The following is a 19,721-nucleotide window of genomic DNA, read 5'->3' as shown; positions in this document are numbered from 1 at the left end:
CCCGAGAACCCCGGCCGGAAGTGCTAGGCCTGGTTGCTCGGCGGCGTCGCGATCGTCTTCGACAGGTACAGCGGCTCGCCGAGCTTGTTGATCAGCTCGAGCTGTGTCTCGAGGTAGTCGATGTGCTCCTCCTCGTCGGCGAGGATCTTCTCGAGGAGGTTCGCACTGGTGATGTCGCCCTTCTCGCGGCACATCGCGATCCCCGGGCGCAGGCGCTCGACGACCTCGACCTCGATGGCCATGTCCGACTCGAACTGCTCACGGATGGACTGTCCGATGCGCAGCGGCAGCAACCGCTGGTAGTTCGGCAGGGCCTCGAGGAAGAGGATGCGGTCGGTGAGGATCTCCGCGTGAGTCATCTCCTCGATGGACTCCGCGCGGGTCTTCGCGGCGATCTCCGTGAGACCCCAGCTCTCCTGCATCTTCGCGTGGAGGAAGTACTGGTTGATCGCGGTCAGCTCGCTGGTGAGCTGCTCGTTGAGCAATGCAATGACCTCATCATCGCCACGCATGTGACAGCCTTCCGTCGCCCGAATCGTCCTGTGTGACGACGGTAACACGACGAAACCCCTCGCGCGGTGGTCCCTCGCGAGGTTGTCGTCGACTTGTCGGATCAGGCTGCAGTCGTGGCGGTGGCCGACCTTTCGCTCAGGATGCTGTCCAGCCGCTCGAGGCAGGTGCCGCAGCCTTCGCCCGCGCCACAGCGGTCGGCGATGTCATCGATGGTGTACGCACCGGCATCGCAGTGCTCGTGCACCTCTTCTTCGGTGACCGCTCGGCAGATACAAACGAACATTTGGCAGACCTAACCTCGAACCTGTTAGGCAATGCTTACATAAGAGGGAGTGGCCGCGCAAGGGTTGCCTTACCTCTGTTTCTCGGAGTTTGTCACACGTGTCCGCACGCCTCGGCGTCGGTGGTGATCCGTAGGATGTGGCCCCGTGCCACTCAAGATCACGACCGTCAACGTCAACGGAATCCGAGCCGCGGTCAAGCAGCGGTCCGAGGGCAACAGGGGCTTTCTGGCCTGGCTCGACGACACCGACACCGACGTCGTCCTGATGCAGGAGGTGCGGGCGACGGAGAAGCTCGCGCGCGAGGCCCTCGCCCCGGCGCTCGACGCCGGCTGGCATCTGGTGATGAGCGAGTCCACTGTCAAGGGGCATGCGGGGGTCGGCGTGCTGACCCGATCCGCCCCGTCGACCGCCCGCGTCGGATTCGGCAGTGAGGAGTTCGACGGCCTCGGTCGCTACATCGAGGTCGATCTCGACACGGACCTGGGCGCGGTCACCGCCGCGAGCCTCTATCTGCCCAAAGGGGCAGCGCTCAGCGACGATCCGAAGGACGTCGCGAAGTACGAGGAGAAGAAGCGCTTCCTCGACGAGTTCGGCGCCTACCTCGGCACGCTGGTGCGTCGCCGCCGTCACGTCGTCGTCGGCGGCGACTGGAACATCGCCCACGCCGAGGCCGACATCAAGAACTGGAAGGGCAATCTCAAGAGCCCGGGCTTCCTGCCGCACGAGCGTGCGTGGGTCGGCGACCTCCTCGGCAACGGTTGGCGCGATGTCACGCGGGAGCTCTATCCCGATGAGAGTGGCCCGTATTCGTGGTGGTCGTGGCGCGGCAAGGCCTTCGACAACGACGCCGGCTGGCGTATCGACTACCAGCTCACCAACCGCTCACTCGCCGAACGTGCGGTGAAGGCGAACGTCGACCGGGCACCGGCCTACGACCTGCGGTGGTCCGACCATGCGCCGGTGACCGTCACCTACGAGTGAGACGGGGGCCGGGGAGCAAAACGGGTTTCGGTGGTCTGCGAAAATGGGGCAATGAGTTCTGACGTCTCCGCATCCGGCGCCACCCGCCCCCGCGTGCTGTCGGGCATCCAGCCCACCAGCGATTCGTTCCACCTCGGCAACTATCTCGGTGCCGTGCGTCAGTGGGTGGCCCTGCAGGACGACTACGAGGCGTACTACTTCATCCCGGACATGCACGCGATCACCGTGCCGCATGATCCGAAGGCCCTCGCCCAGCGCACCCGTCTGTCGGTCGCGCAATTGCTGGCCGTCGGCGTCGACCCGGAGCGATCCACGATCTACGTGCAGTCGCACATCCCGGAGATCGCCGAACTGACCTGGGTGCTGCAGTGCATCACCGGTTTCGGTGAGGCCAGTCGCATGACCCAGTTCAAGGACAAGTCGGCCAAGCAGGGCGTCGACGCCGCGGGGGTCGGCCTGTTCACCTACCCGATCCTGATGGCCGCCGACATCCTGGCGTTTCAGGTCGACAAGGTGCCGGTCGGTGAGGACCAGCGTCAGCACCTCGAGCTGACCCGCGATCTCGCGCAGCGCTTCAACTCGCGGTTCGGCAAGACCTTCAAGGTCCCGCAGGCCCACATCGTCAAGGAATTCGCCAAGATCTACGACCTGCAGAACCCGACCGCCAAGATGAGCAAGTCGGCGGAGACGGACAAGGGCCTCATCAACCTGCTCGACGAGCCGAAGAAGTCGGCGAAGAAGATCCGGTCGGCCGTCACCGACACCGACACAGAGATCCGCTTCGATCCGGAGAACAAGCCCGGCGTCAGCAATCTGCTCACCATCCAGTCCGCGCTGAGCGGCACCCCGATCGACGTGCTCGTCGACAAGTACCAGGGCAAGGGATACGGCGACCTCAAGGTCGACACCGCCGACGTGCTCACCGAGTTCGTCACCCCGCTGCGCGGACGCGTCAACGAGTACATGGACGATCCCGCGCAACTCGACGCGATCCTGGCGGACGGCGCCGAACGCGCCCGGACGGTGGCCTCGGCCACCCTCAAGTCCGTCTATGACAAGGTGGGATTCCTGCCACCGCGGGCCTGATGCCGCGAGCCCGACTCGCCGCATCGACCTCCGCCCGCGGTGCCCGGCGGAGGAGGGGTGCGGTGAGTTCGGTGGTGGAGTCGGCGAAAGGCCTGATGGCCCGGGCGAAGTCGACGTACGAGGATCGTCGCGAACACTGGGTCTGGCTCGACCACCTGCTGCGGACCGTCGAGCGTTACAACGACCGTCGCGGCAACCTGTACGCCGCGAGCATCAGCTTCAACGGCATCCTGGCGCTGGTGCCGATCATCATGGTGGCGTTCGCCATCGCCGGTTTCGTGCTCGCTCGCCAACCGGAGGTCCTGGCCGACATCCAGGACACCGTGGTGCGGAAGATGCCCGGCCAGCTCGGCGACCAGGTGTCCGACATCATCACGTCGGCGATCGACTCCCGCACCACGGTGGGTGTGGTGGGTCTGCTCGGCGCGGCCTTCACCGGCATCGGGTGGATCTCCGGCGTCCGCGCGGGCATGACCGAGATGTGGGGCGGCCGCGTCCAGCGGAACGCGGTCATGTCGAAGGTGTGGGATCTCATCACCTTCGCGGGTCTCGGCGTCGCCTTCGCGTTGACGATGGCGATCACCGCGCTGGGCAACTCCGGGCTCACGAGGGCCGTGCTCGGATGGGTCGGGCTCGACGAGGCGTCGTGGGCACCGGTCCTGGTGCGACTGGTGTCCTTCGCGGTCTCGATATTGGCCACCTGGGGGCTGTTCACCTTTGTCATGGCGCGACTGCCGTTGGTGCGCCTGCCGTTTCGCAACACCCTGAAAGCCGGCCTGATCACCGCGGTCGCGTTCGAGATCGTCAAGGCCATCGGCGGGCTCTACCTCGAGTCGGTGTTGAGCAGCCCGGCAGGCGTCGCGTTCGGTCCGATCCTCGGCGTCATGGTGTTCGCCTATCTCGCGTCGCGGATCGTGCTGTACGCCGCCGCGTGGTGTGCGACCGATCCGATCAACGCCGAGTTCCAGGTCGTCGAGGAGTCCGATGCGGAGCTGCGTCGACCCGTGGTCGTCTCACCGACCGTCGACGTGAACCCGACGGCGCGTCCGGCCGCGCTTGCCGCCGCAGCCGGTGCCGGCGCCGCGGTCGCCGCGCTGGTGGGCGCGATCCTGCGGCGGTGAGGTGTCGCGGACAAAGCCCAGCAACACCGAACCGGGGCCTCCGGCCGCAGGTCCTTTCAGAGGCGGTGGGATCATCGCCGCTTGGACAACCGCACCCCGATCATCAGCAGGACGACCGCGACCAGCGCGGCGAGCAGGCCGATGAGCACGCGCACCGACACCGGGGACGCCGAGTCGGAGCCGGTGCTAGCCAGGTGGGTGACGTCCGACGACGCGGCGTTCGCCGCCTGCGACGGTGAACCCTCGTTCGCCGGTTCGACGAGCCGGCCGACCGAGACGTTCTCCGGCGCACGGAAACCGTACTCGAACAACGCCTTCGCCTGGTCCCAGTAGGGATTGCCCTCCATCGCCAGCCCGTACATCTGCACGATGAGGATCTTGCGGCCGTCGCGTTCGGCTGCGGCGACGTAGGTCTTGCGAGCGTCGTCGGTGTACCCGGTCTTGGCTCCCAACATGCCCGGATACCCGTCGAGCAGAAGGCGATTGCTGCTGTACATGTCGTAGGCCGGGTGGTCCGTGTCGCCGGGGACGTCGGGCCGCTTCGGGTAGCCGGGAAACCGGTAAGTCGGCATCGCGACGATCTCGCGGAAGGTCTCGTTCGCCATGGCGGCCCGGAAGATGAGCGCGAGATCGTAAGGCGACGAGGACATTCCGGGCGCGTCCAGGCCGGACGGGCTCGCGGCACGGGTGTCGGAGGCGCCGAGTTCGCGGGCGCGCGCGTTCATCTTCTCCAGCGCCGTGTCGACGCCACCCAGTTCGCGGCCGAGGGCGTTGGCGCAATCGTTGCCGGAGACCAGCAGAAGGCCGGTCAACAGGTCTCGCACCGTGTAGCGCCCGCCGGGACCCATGCCGCACGAATCGCCTTCGGCGCTCCAGTCCTCGGCGGACGGGACGACCGTCGAGTCGAGGTCCAGTTCGTCGAGTACGACGAGGGCCAGCAATACCTTGATCGTCGAGGCCGGGCGATACCGACCGTGCGGGTCCTTCGCGGCGATGACGCGACCGGAGTCGAGGTCGGCGACCAGCCAACCCGCCGACGTGAGCTTCGGCGGTATCGGTCCCGCGTCCGGATCGGCGACGACGCCGCAGAACGCGAGATCCTCCCCGCCGATCGCGGGCGTCGGGACCGGCAGAGGGGTGGGTGTCGGCGAACCCGCCGGGACGACCTCGGACTCGTCGACCGGCGGCGGAGGCCCGACCCGATGCGGACAGTGATCGGTGACCGGCGTGGTCGTCGCTGCCGGAGCACCGGTCGGCGCAACGGGATCGGCGACCGCGGACCCGGACATATCCGGCGAGGCCACACCGATGGTCAGCCCGGCGGCCGCTGCGGCGAGGCCGCATGCGGTTCGGCGAATCCACCCCGAGGTCACCGCCCGCACGTTACCAGCGCGGTCGTGCGGGTTCAGGGTGTGGCGGGGGTGTGTTCGGCTCAGAGCAGGTTGTAGGCCTCGCTCAGTACCGACCGCAGGATCTGCTCGATCTCGTCGAACTCGGCCTGGCCCGCGATCAGCGGCGGCGCGAGCTGCACGACCGGGTCGCCGCGGTCGTCGGCGCGGCAGTACAGCCCGGCATCGTACAGCGCGCCCGACAGGAAGCCGCGCAGGATGCGCTCGGCCTCGGCCGGGGTGAAGGTCTCCTTGGTGGACTTGTCCTTGACCAGTTCGATGCCGTAGAAGAAGCCCTCGCCGCGGACGTCGCCGACGATGGGCAGGTCGTACAGCTTCTCCAGCGTCGCCCGGAAGGCCGGCGCCTGGGTCTTGACGTGGTCGTTGAGACCCTCGCGTTCGAAGATGTCGAGGTTCGCCAGGGCGACCGCCGCGGACACCGGATGTCCGCCGAAGGTGTATCCGTGTGCGAACGTGGTCGTGCCGTCGGCGAACGGCTCGAACAGCCGGTCGCTGGCGATCATCGCGCCGATCGGTGAGTAGCCCGACGTCATGCCCTTGGCACACGTGATGATGTCTGGCACGTACCCGAAGTCGTCGCAGGCGAACATCGATCCGATCCGGCCGAACGCGCAGATAACCTCGTCGGAGACGAGCAGGACGTCGTACTCGTCGCAGATCTCGCGGACCCGTTCGAAGTAGCCGGGCGGCGGCGGGAAGCATCCGCCGGCGTTCTGCACGGGTTCGAGGAAGACGGCGGCGACGGTGTCCGGGCCCTCGAACTCGATCGCCTCGGCGATGCGGTCGGCGGCCCAACGGCCGAACTTCTTCGGGTCGTCGGCGAGATCCTCTGCGGCGCGGTAGATGTTGGTGTTCGGCACGCGGAAGGCGCCGGGCGTCAACGGTTCGTAGGGCGCCTTCATCGCCGGGATGCCGGTGATGGCGAGAGCGCCCTGCGGCGCGCCGTGGTAGGCGATCGAACGCGAGATCACCTTGTGCTTACCGGGTTTGCCGGTCAGCTTGTAGAACTGCTTGGCCAGTTTCCAAGCGCTCTCGACGGCCTCGCCGCCGCCGGTGGTGAAGAAGACCCGGTTGAGGTCGCCGGGTGCGTAGGCGGCCAGCCGCTCGGCGAGTTCGATCGCCGGCGGCGTGGCGTACGACCACAGCGGGAAGAACGCGAGATCCTTCGCCTGCTTCGCGGCCGCCTGCGCCAGTTCCTCGCGGCCGTGACCGACCTGGACGACGAAGAGGCCGGAGAGCCCGTCGAGGTAGCCGCGGCCGGCGTCGTCGAAGATCCGCAGACCCTCACCGCGGGTGATGACCGGCGGCCTGATGGCCCCGCCGTGGCGGGCGAAGTGTCCCCACAGGTGGGCTGCGCTGCGCGCACCCAGGGACCCGTCGTCCTGCGAAGGTGTCGAAGGTGCGGTCATTGTCATCGTGTTCCCCAGTTGTATTGCTGTTTGACGAGTTTCAGGTAGACGAGGGTCTCGGTGCCGACAACCTCGGGGTTCGACCGCACCTTCTTGTTGAGGATGTCCAGGAGATGATCGTCGTCCTCGCAGACGACCTCGATCAAGATGTCGAAAGACCCTGCGGTGAGGAGGACGTAGTCGATCTCCCTGTGCTCGGCCAGACGCTCGGCCAGGGCCTGGGTGTCGCCGATGCAACGGATTCCGATCATCGCCTGCCGTGCGAACCCGAGCTTGAGCGGGTCGGTGACCGCGACGATCTGCATCAGGCCGCTCTCGCTGAGCTTCTGTACCCGGTTCCGGACGGCCGCCTCGGACAGGCCCACGACCTTGCCGATCGAGGCATAGCTGCTCCGACCATCGGTCTGGAGGAGTTCGATGATCTTCTTCGCGGTGGCGTCGAGTTGTGTGGACGCAGGGTCAGCCACCCAACGATCGTGACGGATTCCGCAGCGGCACGCAACATTTTCGACGAAAACCGCAACCGAAACCGGTTTTCGGCGCGTGAATCCGCAAGGGCGGCGGTAGACTCCGGGGGTATGCCCTCCTCTGCCAACATCCCGTCCGGCTGGATCGACGGGAAGCCCCATCACGCGACCGGTGCCGACCGCATCGTCGTGAATCCTGCCACAGATCAACCGGTCGCAACCGTGAAACTCGCCGGTGGGAACGATGTCGATGCCGCGGTCGCGAGTGCCCGCGCGGCCCAACCGGAGTGGGGCCGGGCGACCCCGGCAGAGCGGTCCGCGGTCCTGCTCGCCCTCGCCCGTGCGATGGCCGCGGAGTCCGAGACCTTCGTCGCCGAGGAGGTCGCCCACACCGGCAAGCCGGTGCGCCTGGCCTCCGAATTCGACGTGCCCGGCTCGATCGACAACGTCGAGTTCTTCGCCGGGGTCGCACGCGATCTCGAGGGGAAGGCCACCGCCGAGTATTCCGGCGACCACACCTCGAGCATCCGGCGCGAGCCGGTCGGCGTGGTCGGGACCATCACCCCGTGGAACTACCCGCTGCAGATGGCGGTCTGGAAGGTCATCCCGGCGCTCGCCGCGGGCTGCGCGGTGGTCCTCAAACCCGCCGAGATCACCCCGCTCACCACGCTGACCCTCGCGCGCGTGGCGAGCGAGGCGGGATTGCCCGCCGGTGTCCTGAACATCGTGGTCGGGACCGGCCCGGAGGTCGGGGCGCGCCTGGCCGGTCATCCCGGCGTGGACATGGTCACCTTCACCGGCTCGTCGGCCGTGGGCCGGCAGGTGATGGCCCAGGCAGCCACGAACGGAGCCCGCATCCAGCTCGAACTCGGTGGCAAGGCGCCGTTCGTCGTCTTCGACGACGCGGACCTCGACGCGGCGATCCACGGCGCGGTCGCCGGCGCACTCATCAACGGCGGCCAGGACTGCACGGCCGCCACCCGCGCGATCGTCGCCCCCTCCCTCTACGACGATTTCGTCGACGGCGTCGCCGAGCTGATGGGCAAGGTCGTCATCGGCGACCCAGCGGACCCCGCAACCGATCTCGGGTCCCTCATCTCCCGCACCCATCGCGACAAGGTGGCCGGGATGGTCGACCGGGCCCGCGCGTCCGGCGCCCGGACCGTCACCGGCGGAACGGTTCCCGACGGGCCCGGCGCCTTCTACCCGCCGACCCTCGTCGCCGACGTCACCGAGGACTCGGAGATCTACCGTGACGAGGTGTTCGGGCCGGTTCTCACGGTCAGCAGGTTCACCGATGACGACGACGCGATCCGGCGCGCCAACGACACCGCCTACGGACTCGCGGCCTCGGCCTGGACACGTGATGTGTATCGGGCGCAACGGGCGTCGCGCGAGATCCATGCGGGTTGCGTGTGGATCAACGACCACATCCCGATCATCAGCGAGATGCCGCACGGCGGATTCAAGGCGTCGGGCTTCGGCAAGGACATGTCGACGTATTCGCTCGAGGAGTACCTCCTCGTCAAGCACGTGATGAGCGACCTGCGCGGAATCGTCGAAAAGCCTTGGCACCGGACGGTGTTCGGCCTGGGCGGTGAGCAGGGGTGACCGCCCGGCCGTGGGCGGAGCTGCCGACCGATCGCGGTGCCGATCTCGTCGCGCAGGCCGTCGCCCGGCCCTTCTGGCTCGACCGTGACCTGCGACCGGATCCCCGACCACGGCTCACCGGGGATGTGACCACCGACCTGCTCGTCATCGGCGGCGGTTTCACGGGCCTGTGGACGGCGGTGCAGGCCGCCGAACGCGACCCGTCCCGGTCGGTCGTCCTGGTGGAGCGCGACCGGATCGCCGAACACGCATCCGGACGCAACGGCGGTTTCTGCGCGGCCAGTCTCACCCACGGAATCCCCAACGGGATCGCGCGATTCGGCGACGAGATGCCCACGCTGTTGCGGATGGGACGCGAGACCCTCGCCGCGATCGCGGAAACCCTCGACCGGTTGGGCATCGACGCCGATGCCGAGCGCACCGGGGAACTCGACCTCGCCATCACCGACTGGCAGTTCGCCGATCTCGCCAAGACCTACGAGGCCGGCGCCGCGCTGGGGGCCCGCCTCGAGCTGCTCGACGAATCCGCCGCACGCGAGCGCGTGCACTCGCCGATGGTCCGCGGCGCCCTCTTCGACCCCGACGTCATGATCGTCGACCCGGCGAAACTCGCCTTCGGTCTCGCCGCGGCGGCGGAACGGCTCGGGGTGCGGATCTTCGAGGACACCGAGGTCCGGGAACTGACCTCGGACGACCGGTCCGTCCGGGCCCGCACGGATCTCGGGCACGTCCGCGCCGACCGGGTCGTCGTGGCGACGTCGGCGAGCCGTGCGCTGGTCCGCCGCCTGCGGTTGTACACGGTGCCGGTGTGGGACTACGCACTGATGACCGAACCGCTCACCGACGCCCAGCTCTCGGCGATCGGCTGGTCCGGGCGGGAGGGGCTCGCCGACAGCGGCCCCCGCTTCCACTACTTCCGGCTCACGGCCGACAACCGGATGCTGTGGGGTGGCTGGGACGCGCCGTATCACTTCGGGTCCGACGACGACCCGCGCCTCGAACGCCGGCCCACGGAGTGGGCACTGCTGGGCGAACACCTGCTGCAGATGTTCCCACAACTCGAGGGCATCCGTGCGACACACACCTGGGGCGGGGTCATCGACACCTGCTCGCGATTCTGCGCGTTCTGGGACACCTCGCACCGCGGCCGCGTGGTGACCTCGGTCGGGTTCACCGGATTGGGGGTCGGCGCTTCGCATTTCGCGGCGGCCACCGCTCTGGACCTCGTCGAGGGCCTGCACACCGAACGCACCCGACTGTCGATGGTGCGCCGCAAACCGCTGCCGTTCCCGCCCGAGCCGATCCGCTGGCTGGGCATCACCCTCACCCGGCGGGAGATCGCGCGCAGCGAGTTGCGTGACGGGCGGCGCGGGCCGTGGCTCACGCTGTTGGACAAGACCGGGCTGGGATTCGACAGCTGAGGCGCCGTCACCGCCGCTCGGCGAGCCCGCGGAGCCAGCGCTCCATCACGGTCCGCGCCAACGGCACGGTGACCTCCTCCGCGGCCGCGGCCTCCGACGCGAACCGGTCCGCGGCCTGCGCGCCGATGGTGTCACGCACCAGCGCATACGACTCGGGGGCACCCAGCCAGTCGTCGACCAGCGGCCCGCCGGCCTCGAGGTGGAACTGCACGCCGTAGGAATACCGGTGCCGGTAGAGCTGGTTGGGGCATCTCGGCGACGAGGCGAGCAGGGTCGCCTCGTCGGGCAGCGCGAAGGTGTCGAAATGCCATTGCACGACACCGAATTCCCGCGGCACCGCGTCGGGTGCGTCGGGCGACGTTCCCCAGACGGGATCGTCGGCGGCCGTGGTGTTCAGGGTGACGGTGTGGACGCCGATCTCGGGCGTGTCGCTGCGGCGCACCTCGGCGCCGAGCGCGGCCGCGAGCATCTGCGCTCCGAGACACACACCCCACACCGGCAGGTCGCGGTCGACGGCCCGGCGCAGCAGTCCGATCTCGTCGGTGATCCACGGGATGCGCGGTGCGTCCTCGACCCCCATCGCGCCGCCGAGTGTGACGATCGCGTCGAAGCCGGACAGATCGTCGGGGACGGGCTCGCGCCAGATGCGCAGCGTCGTCACCGCTGCGAGCTCGGCGAGGACGGGACCGTAGGAACCCGGCGGTTCGGACTCGGCGTGACGAATCTCGAGGACGCGCAGCGGTTCGTCGGTCAAAGCGGGTACGGCTCCGGGGATCTCGGTGGGACTCGCCGATCACGGTCCCTTGGGGACGACGATAACCGGAGACGTCGTCCACCGCAGGATTCGGGCCGCGGTGCTGCCCAGGAACACACGATGAGGCGGGGCGAGGTGGCCGGACCCGACCGCCACGATGTCGTCGTCACCCCAGGGCAGATTGGCGAGCGCCTCGTCGAGCGTGTCGCCGTCGGCGACGACGACGTCGACCTCGAGTTCCGGGGAGACCTCGGCGCGGGTCCTGTCCAGGAGTTCCCGGGCGACCGCGACCTGAGCCCGACGGGCGTCGCGCGACGATTCGTCGTCAAAAGGGGATTCGAGCGACACCAGCGACAGCAGCCGAAGATCCAACTTCGCACGCTCGACGAGTTTCTCGGCGAACGGGAGCGGGTTGTCTGCCTCGGGTTCGACGGGCACCGCGACCGTCACCGTGCCGAGGACGGTGTCGACGCGGTCGGCGTAGCCACGCGGCGCCAGGGCGACCGGAACCGGCGAGGAGTGCACGAGTTCGTTGCTGACGGTGCCGAGGGTGTGACGCCGCAGGAGTCCGTCACCGGTGCCGCCGACGACGATCATCCTCGCGCCGGTGTCGACGGCATGGGAGATGAGTCCATCGGCGAACGAATCGTTGACGGTGACGATGGTGCGGTACCGGAAGCCCGCCGGAATGAGCGCGGCACCCTCGCGAAGCCATTCGGCGGCCTGGTCTTCCAGGCGCCGCTGATACTGGGCGATGCCGGGTGTGCCGTCATAGGGGACCGGACGCACCACACAGACGAGGTCGAGATCGGCGCCGGTGACGCGGGCGAGCGCGACCCCCAGGGCCACGCCGTCGGCGCCGGACGGGGTCGCGAGATAGCCGACCGTGAGCCGGGGGACGGCAGCGTGGTCGACCGGGTCGTCGGGCGTGTCAGTAGACATCGGGAACCCTCACCTCGGTGTCGGCGGTCAGCGTCTTCCCACGGAAGAACTCGCTGTTGTGGGCGAAGCAGGCCAGCATCAGCGGGATGCCGAGCACCAGCATGCCCACGCCCATGACGAACACGCCGCCGATTCCACCGATCGAGGTCGCGCCGTAATCCGGGGAGATCATGTCGTATGCCGACCTGACGAAGGCGGCGGTCATGGCGACGCCGCCGATGAGCGGGAAGAGTCCGCGGAAGAAGAAGTTGCGCGCCGAGGCGAACAAGGTCGACCTGAAGTACCACACGCAAGCGAACGCGGTGATGCCGTAGTAGAACGCCACCGCCAGCCCGAGTGAGGCGATCGAGTCGGCGAGGGTGTCCTGACTGACCAGCGAGAGCACCAGGTAGAAGGTGAGTGCCGCACCGCCCATCACCGCGGTGCCGAACGCCGGCGTCATGTAGCGCGGGTGGATGGACGCGAACTTCTCCGGCAGGGCCTTGTACACCGCCATCGACAGGCTGCCGCGCGCCGTCGGCAGGATCGTGGACTGCGTCGACGACAGGGCCGAGACGCACACGGTGAGCAGCAGCGCCGACGACATCAGCGCACCCGCCACCGGTTCGCCGAGGATGGTCAGCACGTCCTCGTCGTTGGCGTCGTTGCCGAGTCCGATCCCGGTCTCGCCGAAGCCGGCGAACGATTGGATGGCGTAGGTGACGAGCACGTACGTCGCGACCAGGATGAGGCAGGTGAGCAGCGCCGCGCGTCCCGGGGTCTTCTCGGGATCCCTGGTCTCCTCGTTGACGGCCAGACACGCATCCCAACCCCAGTAGATGAAGATGCACAGGATGACCGCCGCGGCGATCTGCGATTGGTCGAGACCGCCGGGCCACAACCACGACCACTCGGGATCGATGGCCTGCGGTCCGGCGGAGTCGAGCCCCACCTTGGCCAGGGCGATCACGCTGGCGACGATCAGCACCGCGAACTGGATGAACATCAGGATCACCTGCATGCGTTCGCTGATGACGATGCCGCGGATGCTGATCCAGGTCATCGCGACGATAAAGAAGGTGCCGAGCAGGACCTTGGCCGCCATGCTGTCGGCGAGGGCGTCGAGCCCGAGGAACTGGAACAGGTAGAGCGCCGAGATCTCGGAGACGTTGGCCAGCACGATGATCGCCGAGACGGCCACACCCCATCCGCCGATCCATCCGATCCCCGGGCCGAATGCCTTTGTGCCCCAAGTGAAGGTCGTCCCGCAGTCGGGGGTGTCGGTGGACAGCTCGCGATAGGCGAACGCCACCAGCAGCATCGGCAGGAACGCGAGGACGAACATCGACGGCGACTTCTCGCCGACGCTGTCGACGACATACCCCAGCGTCGCGGCGAGACTGTACGCCGGCGCGACCGCGGCCAGTCCGATGACCACGTTGCCCATCAGGCCGATCGAGCCGATCCGGAGCCCCTTGTCGCCGGGGTCGTCCAGCATGCCGGACCCGTTGGTTCCGAAAGGGGTCGAGGCCCCGTGGTCGATGCGTTCCGACATGCTCGTCTCCGCTCATGCATTCATGACGAGAGACAGCGTACGATCGGCCGTCGCATTCCTCCCTGCAAGCGGAAAATCCGGCTCAGATTTCCGCGTCGGGCGTCTCCCTGCCGACCAGGCACGTGCTCGTCGGGCGATCCCCGCGCGCGGTGTCCTCGGCCACCACGGTCGAGTCGACGCGCACCTCGCAATGGGCGAATCGTCCGGCGGAGCGGAAGGTCGCGTGCAGCGGGCCGTCGGGGGACCGCCGCGTGAACACGAGCGAGGCAGACCAGAGCTCGGACGACGGATCATGCTGTGCCAGAGGGACTTCGAGCTGGGTGTGCAGCGAGCCGTGGGCGTCGGACCATGCCGCCGGACCGTTGAGGCGGCGGTCGGAGACGAAGGTGATGGTCACGCGCTCCGGTGCTGCCGTCGGTGACGCGGGGGTCGTGGAAGGTGTCGATCGCGCCGTGGCGGGCGCAGCGGCGGCGGGCGCAACGGTGGGCGGCGCGAAGGCGGTCAGGGCGCCGAGGCCGCTCACGGCGGCGGTCAGCAGCAGGCGGGAGAACAGGATCCGGGCCACGGGGTCTCCGTTCGACGGTGGGCTGATCTGGTGTGTCCTTCTTTGACGCACCCGGGCGCCGGTTCGGTTCCCTCGATCTCCTGCCGAGGATCAGCCGGGCCCGGTCAGGTTCAGTGTCGCGGGCGTCTCGACGAGAGCGAAATCGGTTGTGGCGGAGAGTAGCCGAGTGATCGCCAGGCGTGACTGCATGCGTGCGAGCCCGGCGCCCACGCACAGGTGAAGTCCCCGGCCGAAGGCGACGTGGGCGGCGCGAGCGGTACGCCGGCCGTCGGGACCGGCGACCGCACGGTCGAGATCGATGCGGTCCGGGTCGTCGAACTGCGCGGGATCGCGGTTGGCGGCCCGCCACATCAGGTACAGGTGCGAACCCGCAGGCAGGGGAGTGTCACCGAGGACGGTGTCGTCGACGACGTGCCGGAAGTGGCCACGGAACGGCGATTCCAGTCGCAGGGCCTCCTCGATGAATGCCGGGATGCGGTCGGGTTCGCGCCGCAATCGCGCGGTGACATCGGGATTCTCGGCGAGCAGACGTACGGCGCTGTGCAGGAGGCCGGTGGTCGATTCCGATCCCGCGGCGACGAGCTGCAACAGCATCATCACCGCGGTGGACCGGTCGAGGTCCGTTCGGATGATGGCCGCCGCGATGTCGGCGAGCACCCCGGTGGCGGCATCGATGTCCTGCAGGGCCCGGCCCAGGGCACCGTCGAGATACGAGGTGAGCTCACCGACCGCCGCGGTCGCCGCGGCGAGTCGGCCGGGAGCGACGATCCCGTCGATGAGTCCGGTGGTCGCGTGTGCCCACCGGGCGAGGTCGTCGACGTCGTCGGCGGGCAGGCCTAGGAGTTCGGTGACCACGGCGACCGGCACGCGGTGCGCCACCGCGGTGGACCAGTCGATGCGGTCACCGTCGATTCCCTCGGACCATGCGGTGTCCACGATCCCGGCCACGTGCGGTTCCAGTTCCCGGATGCGCACCGGGGTCAGCGACGGCATCACCAGGGACCGGTGCAGCCGGTGCCGGGGCCCGTCGGCGGTCGCGAGCACGTGCACCGCGTCGCCGAGGCCGGCGACCGGGAACTCGCTGATCGTGCCGTTCTCGTGGCAGATCATCGTGGCGGTCAGATTCGACGAGAACTCGGCCGGACGTCGCACCACGTCGGCGATGAGCTCCCAGGTCCCGACGGCGTAGAAGGGAGAATCGCCGATCTGCTGGACCGGCTGATCGGTGTGGAATCGGGTGATGAACGCGGGGTCGTCGAGGGTGAGCATGTGTCCAGGGTCGCCGAGCGACGGGCCGTGGTACAGGAGTTCGCCGGATATCGATACAGGGCCTCTCCGCAACGGGGGTCGGCGGTCTCGGCACATGCAGTTGACCTGGGCGAAAACGAGCCTTTCCGGTGGCCCCATGTCTCATGATGAGAATCGACGACCGAAGGGAAGGGTGACGATGGGCGACTGGCTGGTGGGCGGCGACCGTGTCGGGGTGGCGCGCGCACGCCTGATCTCCCAGGCCGCGACCATCATCGCGGCACGGGGACTCGACGGGTTCGGCATCGACGAACTCGCACGCCGCGCCCACTGCTCGCGCGCGACCGTCTACCGGCACGTGGGTGGGCGCACCGCCATCATCGAAGCCGTCCTGGTGGCCACCGCGACTCCGGTGCTCGAGTCGATCCGCGCCCGGGTCGCCGACACGACCGGCGAGGAGCGGGCCCGGATCGCCATCGGCGCCGCCCTGCGGGAACTGCGCGGCAACCGGGTGATCCGCCAGTTCCTCCGCCCCGCGAACCTCGTCGCGTCGACACCGACCGTCCTCGCCTCGCCCGCCGTCCGGGCGGTCGCGGCGGAACTCATCGGCTTCGATCCCGACGATGCCGTCGCCGCGGGCTTCGCCGTGAGGTCGGTTCTGGCGATGTTGTTGTGGGAGGCCGATCCAAACGAGGAGGATGCGCTGGTGGAGTCGATCGTCGCCGGGGTGCTGCACCGGGCCGGATGAGGCGGTGCGGCCACCGGCGCCCACGGCTCGCCGCCGGGCGCTGCGTGCATGAAAGAGCAGTTCGGTGCAGGAAATAGCAACTCGGTGAATCAAAGAGCAACGGCCCGCACCGAATCGGTGCGGGCCGTTGCCGGGCTGCAGAGAAAGCGTGTATCGCCTAGCGCGAGAACATGAGCGCGCGCTTGACCTCCGAGATCGCCTGCGTGACCTGGATGCCGCGGGGGCATGCGTCGGTGCAGTTGAAGGTGGTGCGGCAGCGCCACACACCGTCGACGTCGTTGAGGATGTCGAGACGCTCGACGGCGCCTTCGTCACGGCTGTCGAAGATGAATCGGTGCGCGTTGACGATCGCGGCCGGGCCGAAGTACGAACCCTCGGTCCAGAACACCGGGCAGCTCGTGGTGCAGCAGGCACACAGGATGCACTTGGTGGTGTCGTCGAAGCGGGCGCGGTCGGACTGGCTCTGGATGCGCTCGCGGGTCGGCTCGTTGCCCGAGGTGATCAGGAACGGCTTGATCGCACGGTACGCGTCGAAGAACGGCTCCATGTTGACCACGAGATCCTTCTCCACCGGCAGGCCTCGGATCGGCTCGACGGTGATGGTGATCTCCTTGGACTTGTCCTTGGGGAGCATGTCCTTCATGAGGAGCTTGCACGCCAGACGGTTGACACCGTTGATGCGCATCGCGTCCGATCCGCACACGCCATGTGCGCAGCTGCGGCGGAACGTGAGGGTGCCGTCGAGGTAGCCCTTCACGTACAGCAGCAGGTTGAGCAGGCGGTCGGTCGGCAGTGCCGGGACGCGGAAGCTCTCGAAACCGGCGGCGTCCGGGTTCTCCGGATTGAACCGGTAGATCTTCAGCGTCACCATGTGCGCCTCTTCGGGCACCGGGGGCAGTGGCGGCTCGTCAGAGGCAGGAGTGGACTTGTCCAGAACAGATGTCATCAGTACTTACGCTCCATCGGCTCGTAGCGGGTCTGCACCACGGGCTTGTAGTCCAGCTCGATGTCCGCGAGAAGGCCGGTGCCCTTCTTGTAGGCCATGGTGTGGCGCATGTAGTTCACGTCGTCACGATCGGGGTAGTCCTCGCGCGCATGGCCGCCGCGCGACTCCTTGCGGTTGAGGGCGCCGACGACGGTGACCTCGGCCATCTCGAGCAGGAAGCCGAGCTCGATGGCCTCGAGCAGGTCGCTGTTGTAGCGCTTGCCCTTGTCGTGGACGCGGATGTGGTTGTACCGCTCCTTCAGCGCGTGGATGTCGGTCAGCGCCTGCTTGAGGGTCTCCTCGGTGCGGAACACCGACGCGTTCGCGTCCATCGACGCCTGCAGCTCGGTGCGGATGTCGGCGACACGCTCGTGGCCGTGCTCGCTGAGCAGCTGCTCCAGCCAACCGTCGACCATCTCGGTCGGACGCTCCGGGAGCTCGACGAAGTCCGCGTTGTTGGCGTACTCCGCGGCGGCGATGCCGGCGCGACGGCCGAAGACGTTGATGTCGAGCAGCGAGTTGGTGCCGAGGCGGTTGGCGCCGTGCACCGACACGCAGGCGCACTCACCGGCGGCGTACAGGCCGTGCACGACCTCGGTGTTGTTGCGCAGCACCTGGCCGTTGACGTTGGTCGGGATGCCGCCCATGACGTAGTGGCAGGTCGGGAAGACCGGCACGTACTCCTTGACCGGGTCCACGCCGAGGTAGGTGCGGGCGAACTCGGTGATGTCCGGGAGTTTCTCGTTGAGGACGTCCTCGCCGAGGTGGGTCACGTCGATGTAGACGTAATCCTTGTTCGGTCCGGCGCCGCGGCCCTCGAGCACCTCGAGAACCATCGAGCGGGCGACGATGTCGCGGGGCGCGAGGTCCTTGATGGTGGGGGCGTAGCGCTCCATGAAGCGCTCACCGTCGGCGTTGCGGAGGATGCCGCCCTCGCCGCGCACGGCCTCCGAGATGAGGATGCCGAGGCCGGCCAGCCCCGTCGGATGGAACTGGTGGAACTCCATGTCCTCCAGCGGCAGGCCCTTGCGGAAGATGATGCCCATGCCGTCACCGGTGAGGGTGTGGGCGTTGGACGTCGTCTTGTACATGCGGCCCGAGCCGCCGGTCGCGAAGACGATCGACTTGGCGTGAAATACGTGGATCTCGCCGGTGGCCAGCTCGTAGGCGACCACACCGTTGGCGACGAGCTCGCCGTCCTCGTTCTCCGCGAGGCAGATGTCGAGCGCGTAGAACTCGTTGAAGAACTCGACGTCGTGCTTGACGCAGTTCTGGTAGAGGGTCTGCAGGATCATGTGACCGGTGCGGTCGGCGGCGTAGCACGCACGACGCACGGGCGACTTGCCGTGGTCGCGGGTGTGGCCACCGAAGCGACGCTGGTCGATCTTGCCCTCCGGCGTCCGGTTGAAGGGCAGACCCATCTTCTCCAGATCGAGCACCGCGTCGATGGCCTCCTTGGCCATGATCTCGACGGCGTCCTGATCGGCGAGGTAGTCACCGCCCTTGACGGTGTCGAAGGTGTGCCACTCCCAGTTGTCCTCCTCGACGTTGGCCAGCGCGGCACACATACCGCCCTGTGCCGCGCCGGTGTGGCTGCGGGTGGGGTAGAGCTTGGTCAGAACCGCGGTGCGGGCACGCGGGGCGGCCTCGATGGCCGCCCGCATTCCGGCGCCACCGGCGCCCACGATGACGACGTCGTAGCGGTGTTCCTGCATTGTTTCTGGTCTCCTTTAGCCGACGCTGTTGACGTCGAAGGTGAGGATCGCGTACGTGCCGAGCACGAGGGTCAGGATCATCGACACGGCCAGCAGGACGTTGAGCCAGAAGCGGGTCGAGTCCTTGCGCGAGTAGTCGGCGATGACGGTGCGCACGCCGTTGCCGCCGTGCAGCTGGGCCAGCCACAGCATGGTGAGGTCCCAGATCTGCCAGCCCGGCGAGCTCCAGCGGGCGGCGACGAACGAGGCGTCGATACGGTGCACGCCTCCGTCCCAGGCGAGCATGATGAACATGTGGCCGATCGTCAGGAAGACGAGGATCAGGCCGGAGAAGCGCATGAACATCCACGCGTTCTTCTCGAAGTTGCCGCCCTTGGGCTTGCGGGGCGAGCGCGGGTTGTCCAGGCTCGCGGGGCGGTCGTGCTGCGTGCCGAGGGTCTTGGCGACACCCGTGGCTTCCGAGGTGGTCATCTCTGGTGTCTCCTACGCGTGGTCGATCATGATCTGCAGCAGGCGGACCGCGCCGGCGGCGAAAACGATGACGAACAGGGTCATGGCCACCCACAGCATCTGCCGCTGGTACTTGGGGCCCTTGGACCAGAAGTCCACCAGGATCAGGCGCACGCCGTTGAAGGCGTGGAACAGGACGCAGGCGACCAGGGCGATCTCCATGAGACCGATGATCGGGGTCTTGTAGGTCTCGATGATCTGGTCGTACTGATTCGGATCCACGCGGATGACCGCGGTGTCCAGCACGTGCACGAACAGGAAGAAGAAGATGGTTACGCCGGTGATGCGGTGGAGGACCCAGGACCACATGCCTGGATCGCCGCGGTAAAGAGAACGTCGACGCACCGGGTCAGGTGCGACTTCGGTCGAGGTGCTCATCGGAAAAGTGGCCTCCAACATCGTCGATGGACGCGTCGAA

20 protein-coding genes are annotated in these 19,721 nt (G+C 67.9%); 6 read left to right on the top strand and 14 right to left on the bottom strand.

Annotated elements, in window-relative coordinates:
- Positions 1-23: 23 nt before the first annotated feature.
- Positions 24-512 (bottom strand): bacterioferritin, encoded by a 489-nt coding sequence (bfr, locus tag ABFT43_RS10310; RefSeq protein ID WP_347960258.1) that lies wholly within the window; start codon positions 510-512, stop codon positions 24-26.
- 101 nt (positions 513-613) lie between these two features.
- Entirely contained in the window at positions 614-796 is a 183-nt protein-coding gene (locus ABFT43_RS10305; protein WP_347960257.1) for a (2Fe-2S)-binding protein, read from the bottom strand.
- Positions 797-941: 145 nt separating this feature from the next.
- Here ABFT43_RS10305 and ABFT43_RS10300 point away from each other — a divergent pair, with 145 nt between their 5' ends.
- From ABFT43_RS10300 to ABFT43_RS10290, 3 genes are all read left to right on the top strand, one after another.
- The gene (locus ABFT43_RS10300) at positions 942-1,778 is read left to right on the top strand and encodes an exodeoxyribonuclease III (RefSeq protein ID WP_347960256.1); all 837 of its coding nucleotides are present in this window, start codon (positions 942-944) and stop codon (positions 1,776-1,778) included.
- 51 nt (positions 1,779-1,829) lie between these two features.
- Positions 1,830-2,864 carry a tryptophan--tRNA ligase gene (gene trpS / locus ABFT43_RS10295; RefSeq protein ID WP_347960255.1) on the top strand — a complete coding sequence of 345 codons (1,035 nt, stop codon included), beginning with the start codon at positions 1,830-1,832 and terminating at the stop codon, positions 2,862-2,864.
- Positions 2,865-2,926: 62 nt separating this feature from the next.
- On the top strand, positions 2,927-3,985 hold the full coding sequence (locus ABFT43_RS10290; RefSeq protein WP_347960254.1) for a YhjD/YihY/BrkB family envelope integrity protein: 1,059 nt from the start codon (positions 2,927-2,929) through the stop codon (positions 3,983-3,985).
- A 71-nt stretch (positions 3,986-4,056) separates the two neighbouring features.
- Here ABFT43_RS10290 and ABFT43_RS10285 read toward each other — a convergent pair whose 3' ends face one another.
- Genes ABFT43_RS10285 through ABFT43_RS10275 form a run of 3 tightly spaced genes read right to left on the bottom strand, consistent with a single transcriptional unit; the run spans position 4,057 to position 7,270 of the window.
- A complete protein-coding gene (locus tag ABFT43_RS10285; RefSeq protein WP_347960253.1) occupies positions 4,057-5,358 on the bottom strand; it encodes a D-alanyl-D-alanine carboxypeptidase family protein in 1,302 nt (433 codons plus the stop codon).
- 59 nt (positions 5,359-5,417) lie between these two features.
- Entirely contained in the window at positions 5,418-6,809 is a 1,392-nt protein-coding gene (locus ABFT43_RS10280; protein ID WP_457590133.1) for an aspartate aminotransferase family protein, read from the bottom strand.
- Positions 6,806-7,270 carry an Lrp/AsnC family transcriptional regulator gene (locus ABFT43_RS10275; RefSeq protein WP_347960251.1) on the bottom strand — a complete coding sequence of 155 codons (465 nt, stop codon included), beginning with the start codon at positions 7,268-7,270 and terminating at the stop codon, positions 6,806-6,808. The genes ABFT43_RS10280 and ABFT43_RS10275 overlap by 4 nt, the downstream gene beginning before the upstream one ends.
- A 111-nt stretch (positions 7,271-7,381) precedes the next feature.
- On the opposite strand from ABFT43_RS10275, the gene ABFT43_RS10270 reads away from it, so the two are divergent.
- Positions 7,382-8,881 carry a gamma-aminobutyraldehyde dehydrogenase gene (locus ABFT43_RS10270; protein ID WP_347960250.1) on the top strand — a complete coding sequence of 500 codons (1,500 nt, stop codon included), beginning with the start codon at positions 7,382-7,384 and terminating at the stop codon, positions 8,879-8,881.
- Complete coding sequence (locus ABFT43_RS10265) at positions 8,878-10,302, top strand: NAD(P)/FAD-dependent oxidoreductase (RefSeq protein ID WP_347960249.1); 1,425 nt, start codon at positions 8,878-8,880, stop codon at positions 10,300-10,302. Before ABFT43_RS10270 ends, ABFT43_RS10265 begins: the two co-directional genes overlap by 4 nt.
- 7 nt (positions 10,303-10,309) lie before the next feature.
- On the opposite strand, the gene ABFT43_RS10260 is transcribed toward ABFT43_RS10265, so the two are convergent.
- The 5 genes from ABFT43_RS10260 to ABFT43_RS10240 form a co-directional block, all read right to left on the bottom strand.
- On the bottom strand, positions 10,310-11,056 hold the full coding sequence (locus ABFT43_RS10260; protein ID WP_347960248.1) for a type 1 glutamine amidotransferase: 747 nt from the start codon (positions 11,054-11,056) through the stop codon (positions 10,310-10,312).
- Positions 11,057-11,095: 39 nt separating this feature from the next.
- Entirely contained in the window at positions 11,096-11,998 is a 903-nt protein-coding gene (locus tag ABFT43_RS10255) for a universal stress protein (RefSeq protein WP_347960247.1), read from the bottom strand.
- Positions 11,988-13,532: an APC family permease gene (locus ABFT43_RS10250; RefSeq protein WP_347960246.1), complete on the bottom strand. Its 1,545-nt coding sequence runs from the start codon at positions 13,530-13,532 to the stop codon at positions 11,988-11,990. Before ABFT43_RS10250 ends, ABFT43_RS10255 begins: the two co-directional genes overlap by 11 nt.
- An 82-nt stretch (positions 13,533-13,614) precedes the next feature.
- Positions 13,615-14,097 (bottom strand): hypothetical protein, encoded by a 483-nt coding sequence (locus ABFT43_RS10245; RefSeq protein ID WP_347960245.1) that lies wholly within the window; start codon positions 14,095-14,097, stop codon positions 13,615-13,617.
- A gap of 90 nt (positions 14,098-14,187) precedes the next feature.
- Positions 14,188-15,366, bottom strand: a complete 1,179-nt coding sequence (locus ABFT43_RS10240; protein ID WP_347960244.1) for a cytochrome P450 — start codon at positions 15,364-15,366, stop codon at positions 14,188-14,190.
- Between the two features lie 178 nt (positions 15,367-15,544).
- On the opposite strand from ABFT43_RS10240, the gene ABFT43_RS10235 reads away from it, so the two are divergent.
- A complete protein-coding gene (locus ABFT43_RS10235; protein WP_347960243.1) occupies positions 15,545-16,093 on the top strand; it encodes a TetR/AcrR family transcriptional regulator in 549 nt (182 codons plus the stop codon).
- A gap of 157 nt (positions 16,094-16,250) precedes the next feature.
- Here ABFT43_RS10235 and ABFT43_RS10230 read toward each other — a convergent pair whose 3' ends face one another.
- Genes ABFT43_RS10230 through sdhC form a run of 4 tightly spaced genes read right to left on the bottom strand, consistent with a single transcriptional unit; the run spans position 16,251 to position 19,681 of the window.
- Positions 16,251-17,039, bottom strand: coding sequence for a succinate dehydrogenase iron-sulfur subunit (locus ABFT43_RS10230; RefSeq protein WP_347960242.1), 789 nt, complete (start codon positions 17,037-17,039; stop codon positions 16,251-16,253).
- Complete coding sequence (gene sdhA, locus ABFT43_RS10225; RefSeq protein ID WP_347960241.1) at positions 17,039-18,793, bottom strand: succinate dehydrogenase flavoprotein subunit; 1,755 nt, start codon at positions 18,791-18,793, stop codon at positions 17,039-17,041. The genes ABFT43_RS10230 and sdhA overlap by 1 nt, the downstream gene beginning before the upstream one ends.
- Before the next feature lie 15 nt (positions 18,794-18,808).
- Positions 18,809-19,264: a succinate dehydrogenase hydrophobic membrane anchor subunit gene (locus ABFT43_RS10220; protein WP_347960240.1), complete on the bottom strand. Its 456-nt coding sequence runs from the start codon at positions 19,262-19,264 to the stop codon at positions 18,809-18,811.
- 12 nt (positions 19,265-19,276) lie between these two features.
- Positions 19,277-19,681 carry a succinate dehydrogenase, cytochrome b556 subunit gene (gene sdhC, locus ABFT43_RS10215; RefSeq protein ID WP_347960239.1) on the bottom strand — a complete coding sequence of 135 codons (405 nt, stop codon included), beginning with the start codon at positions 19,679-19,681 and terminating at the stop codon, positions 19,277-19,279.
- Positions 19,682-19,721: the final 40 nt, after the last annotated feature.

The sequence above is a fragment of the Gordonia aurantiaca genome (genome assembly GCF_039939235.1).
Classification (GTDB): domain Bacteria; phylum Actinomycetota; class Actinomycetes; order Mycobacteriales; family Mycobacteriaceae; genus Gordonia.
Note: the sequence above shows the minus strand (reverse complement) of the source record. Positions and strands in the feature narration are given on the sequence as shown.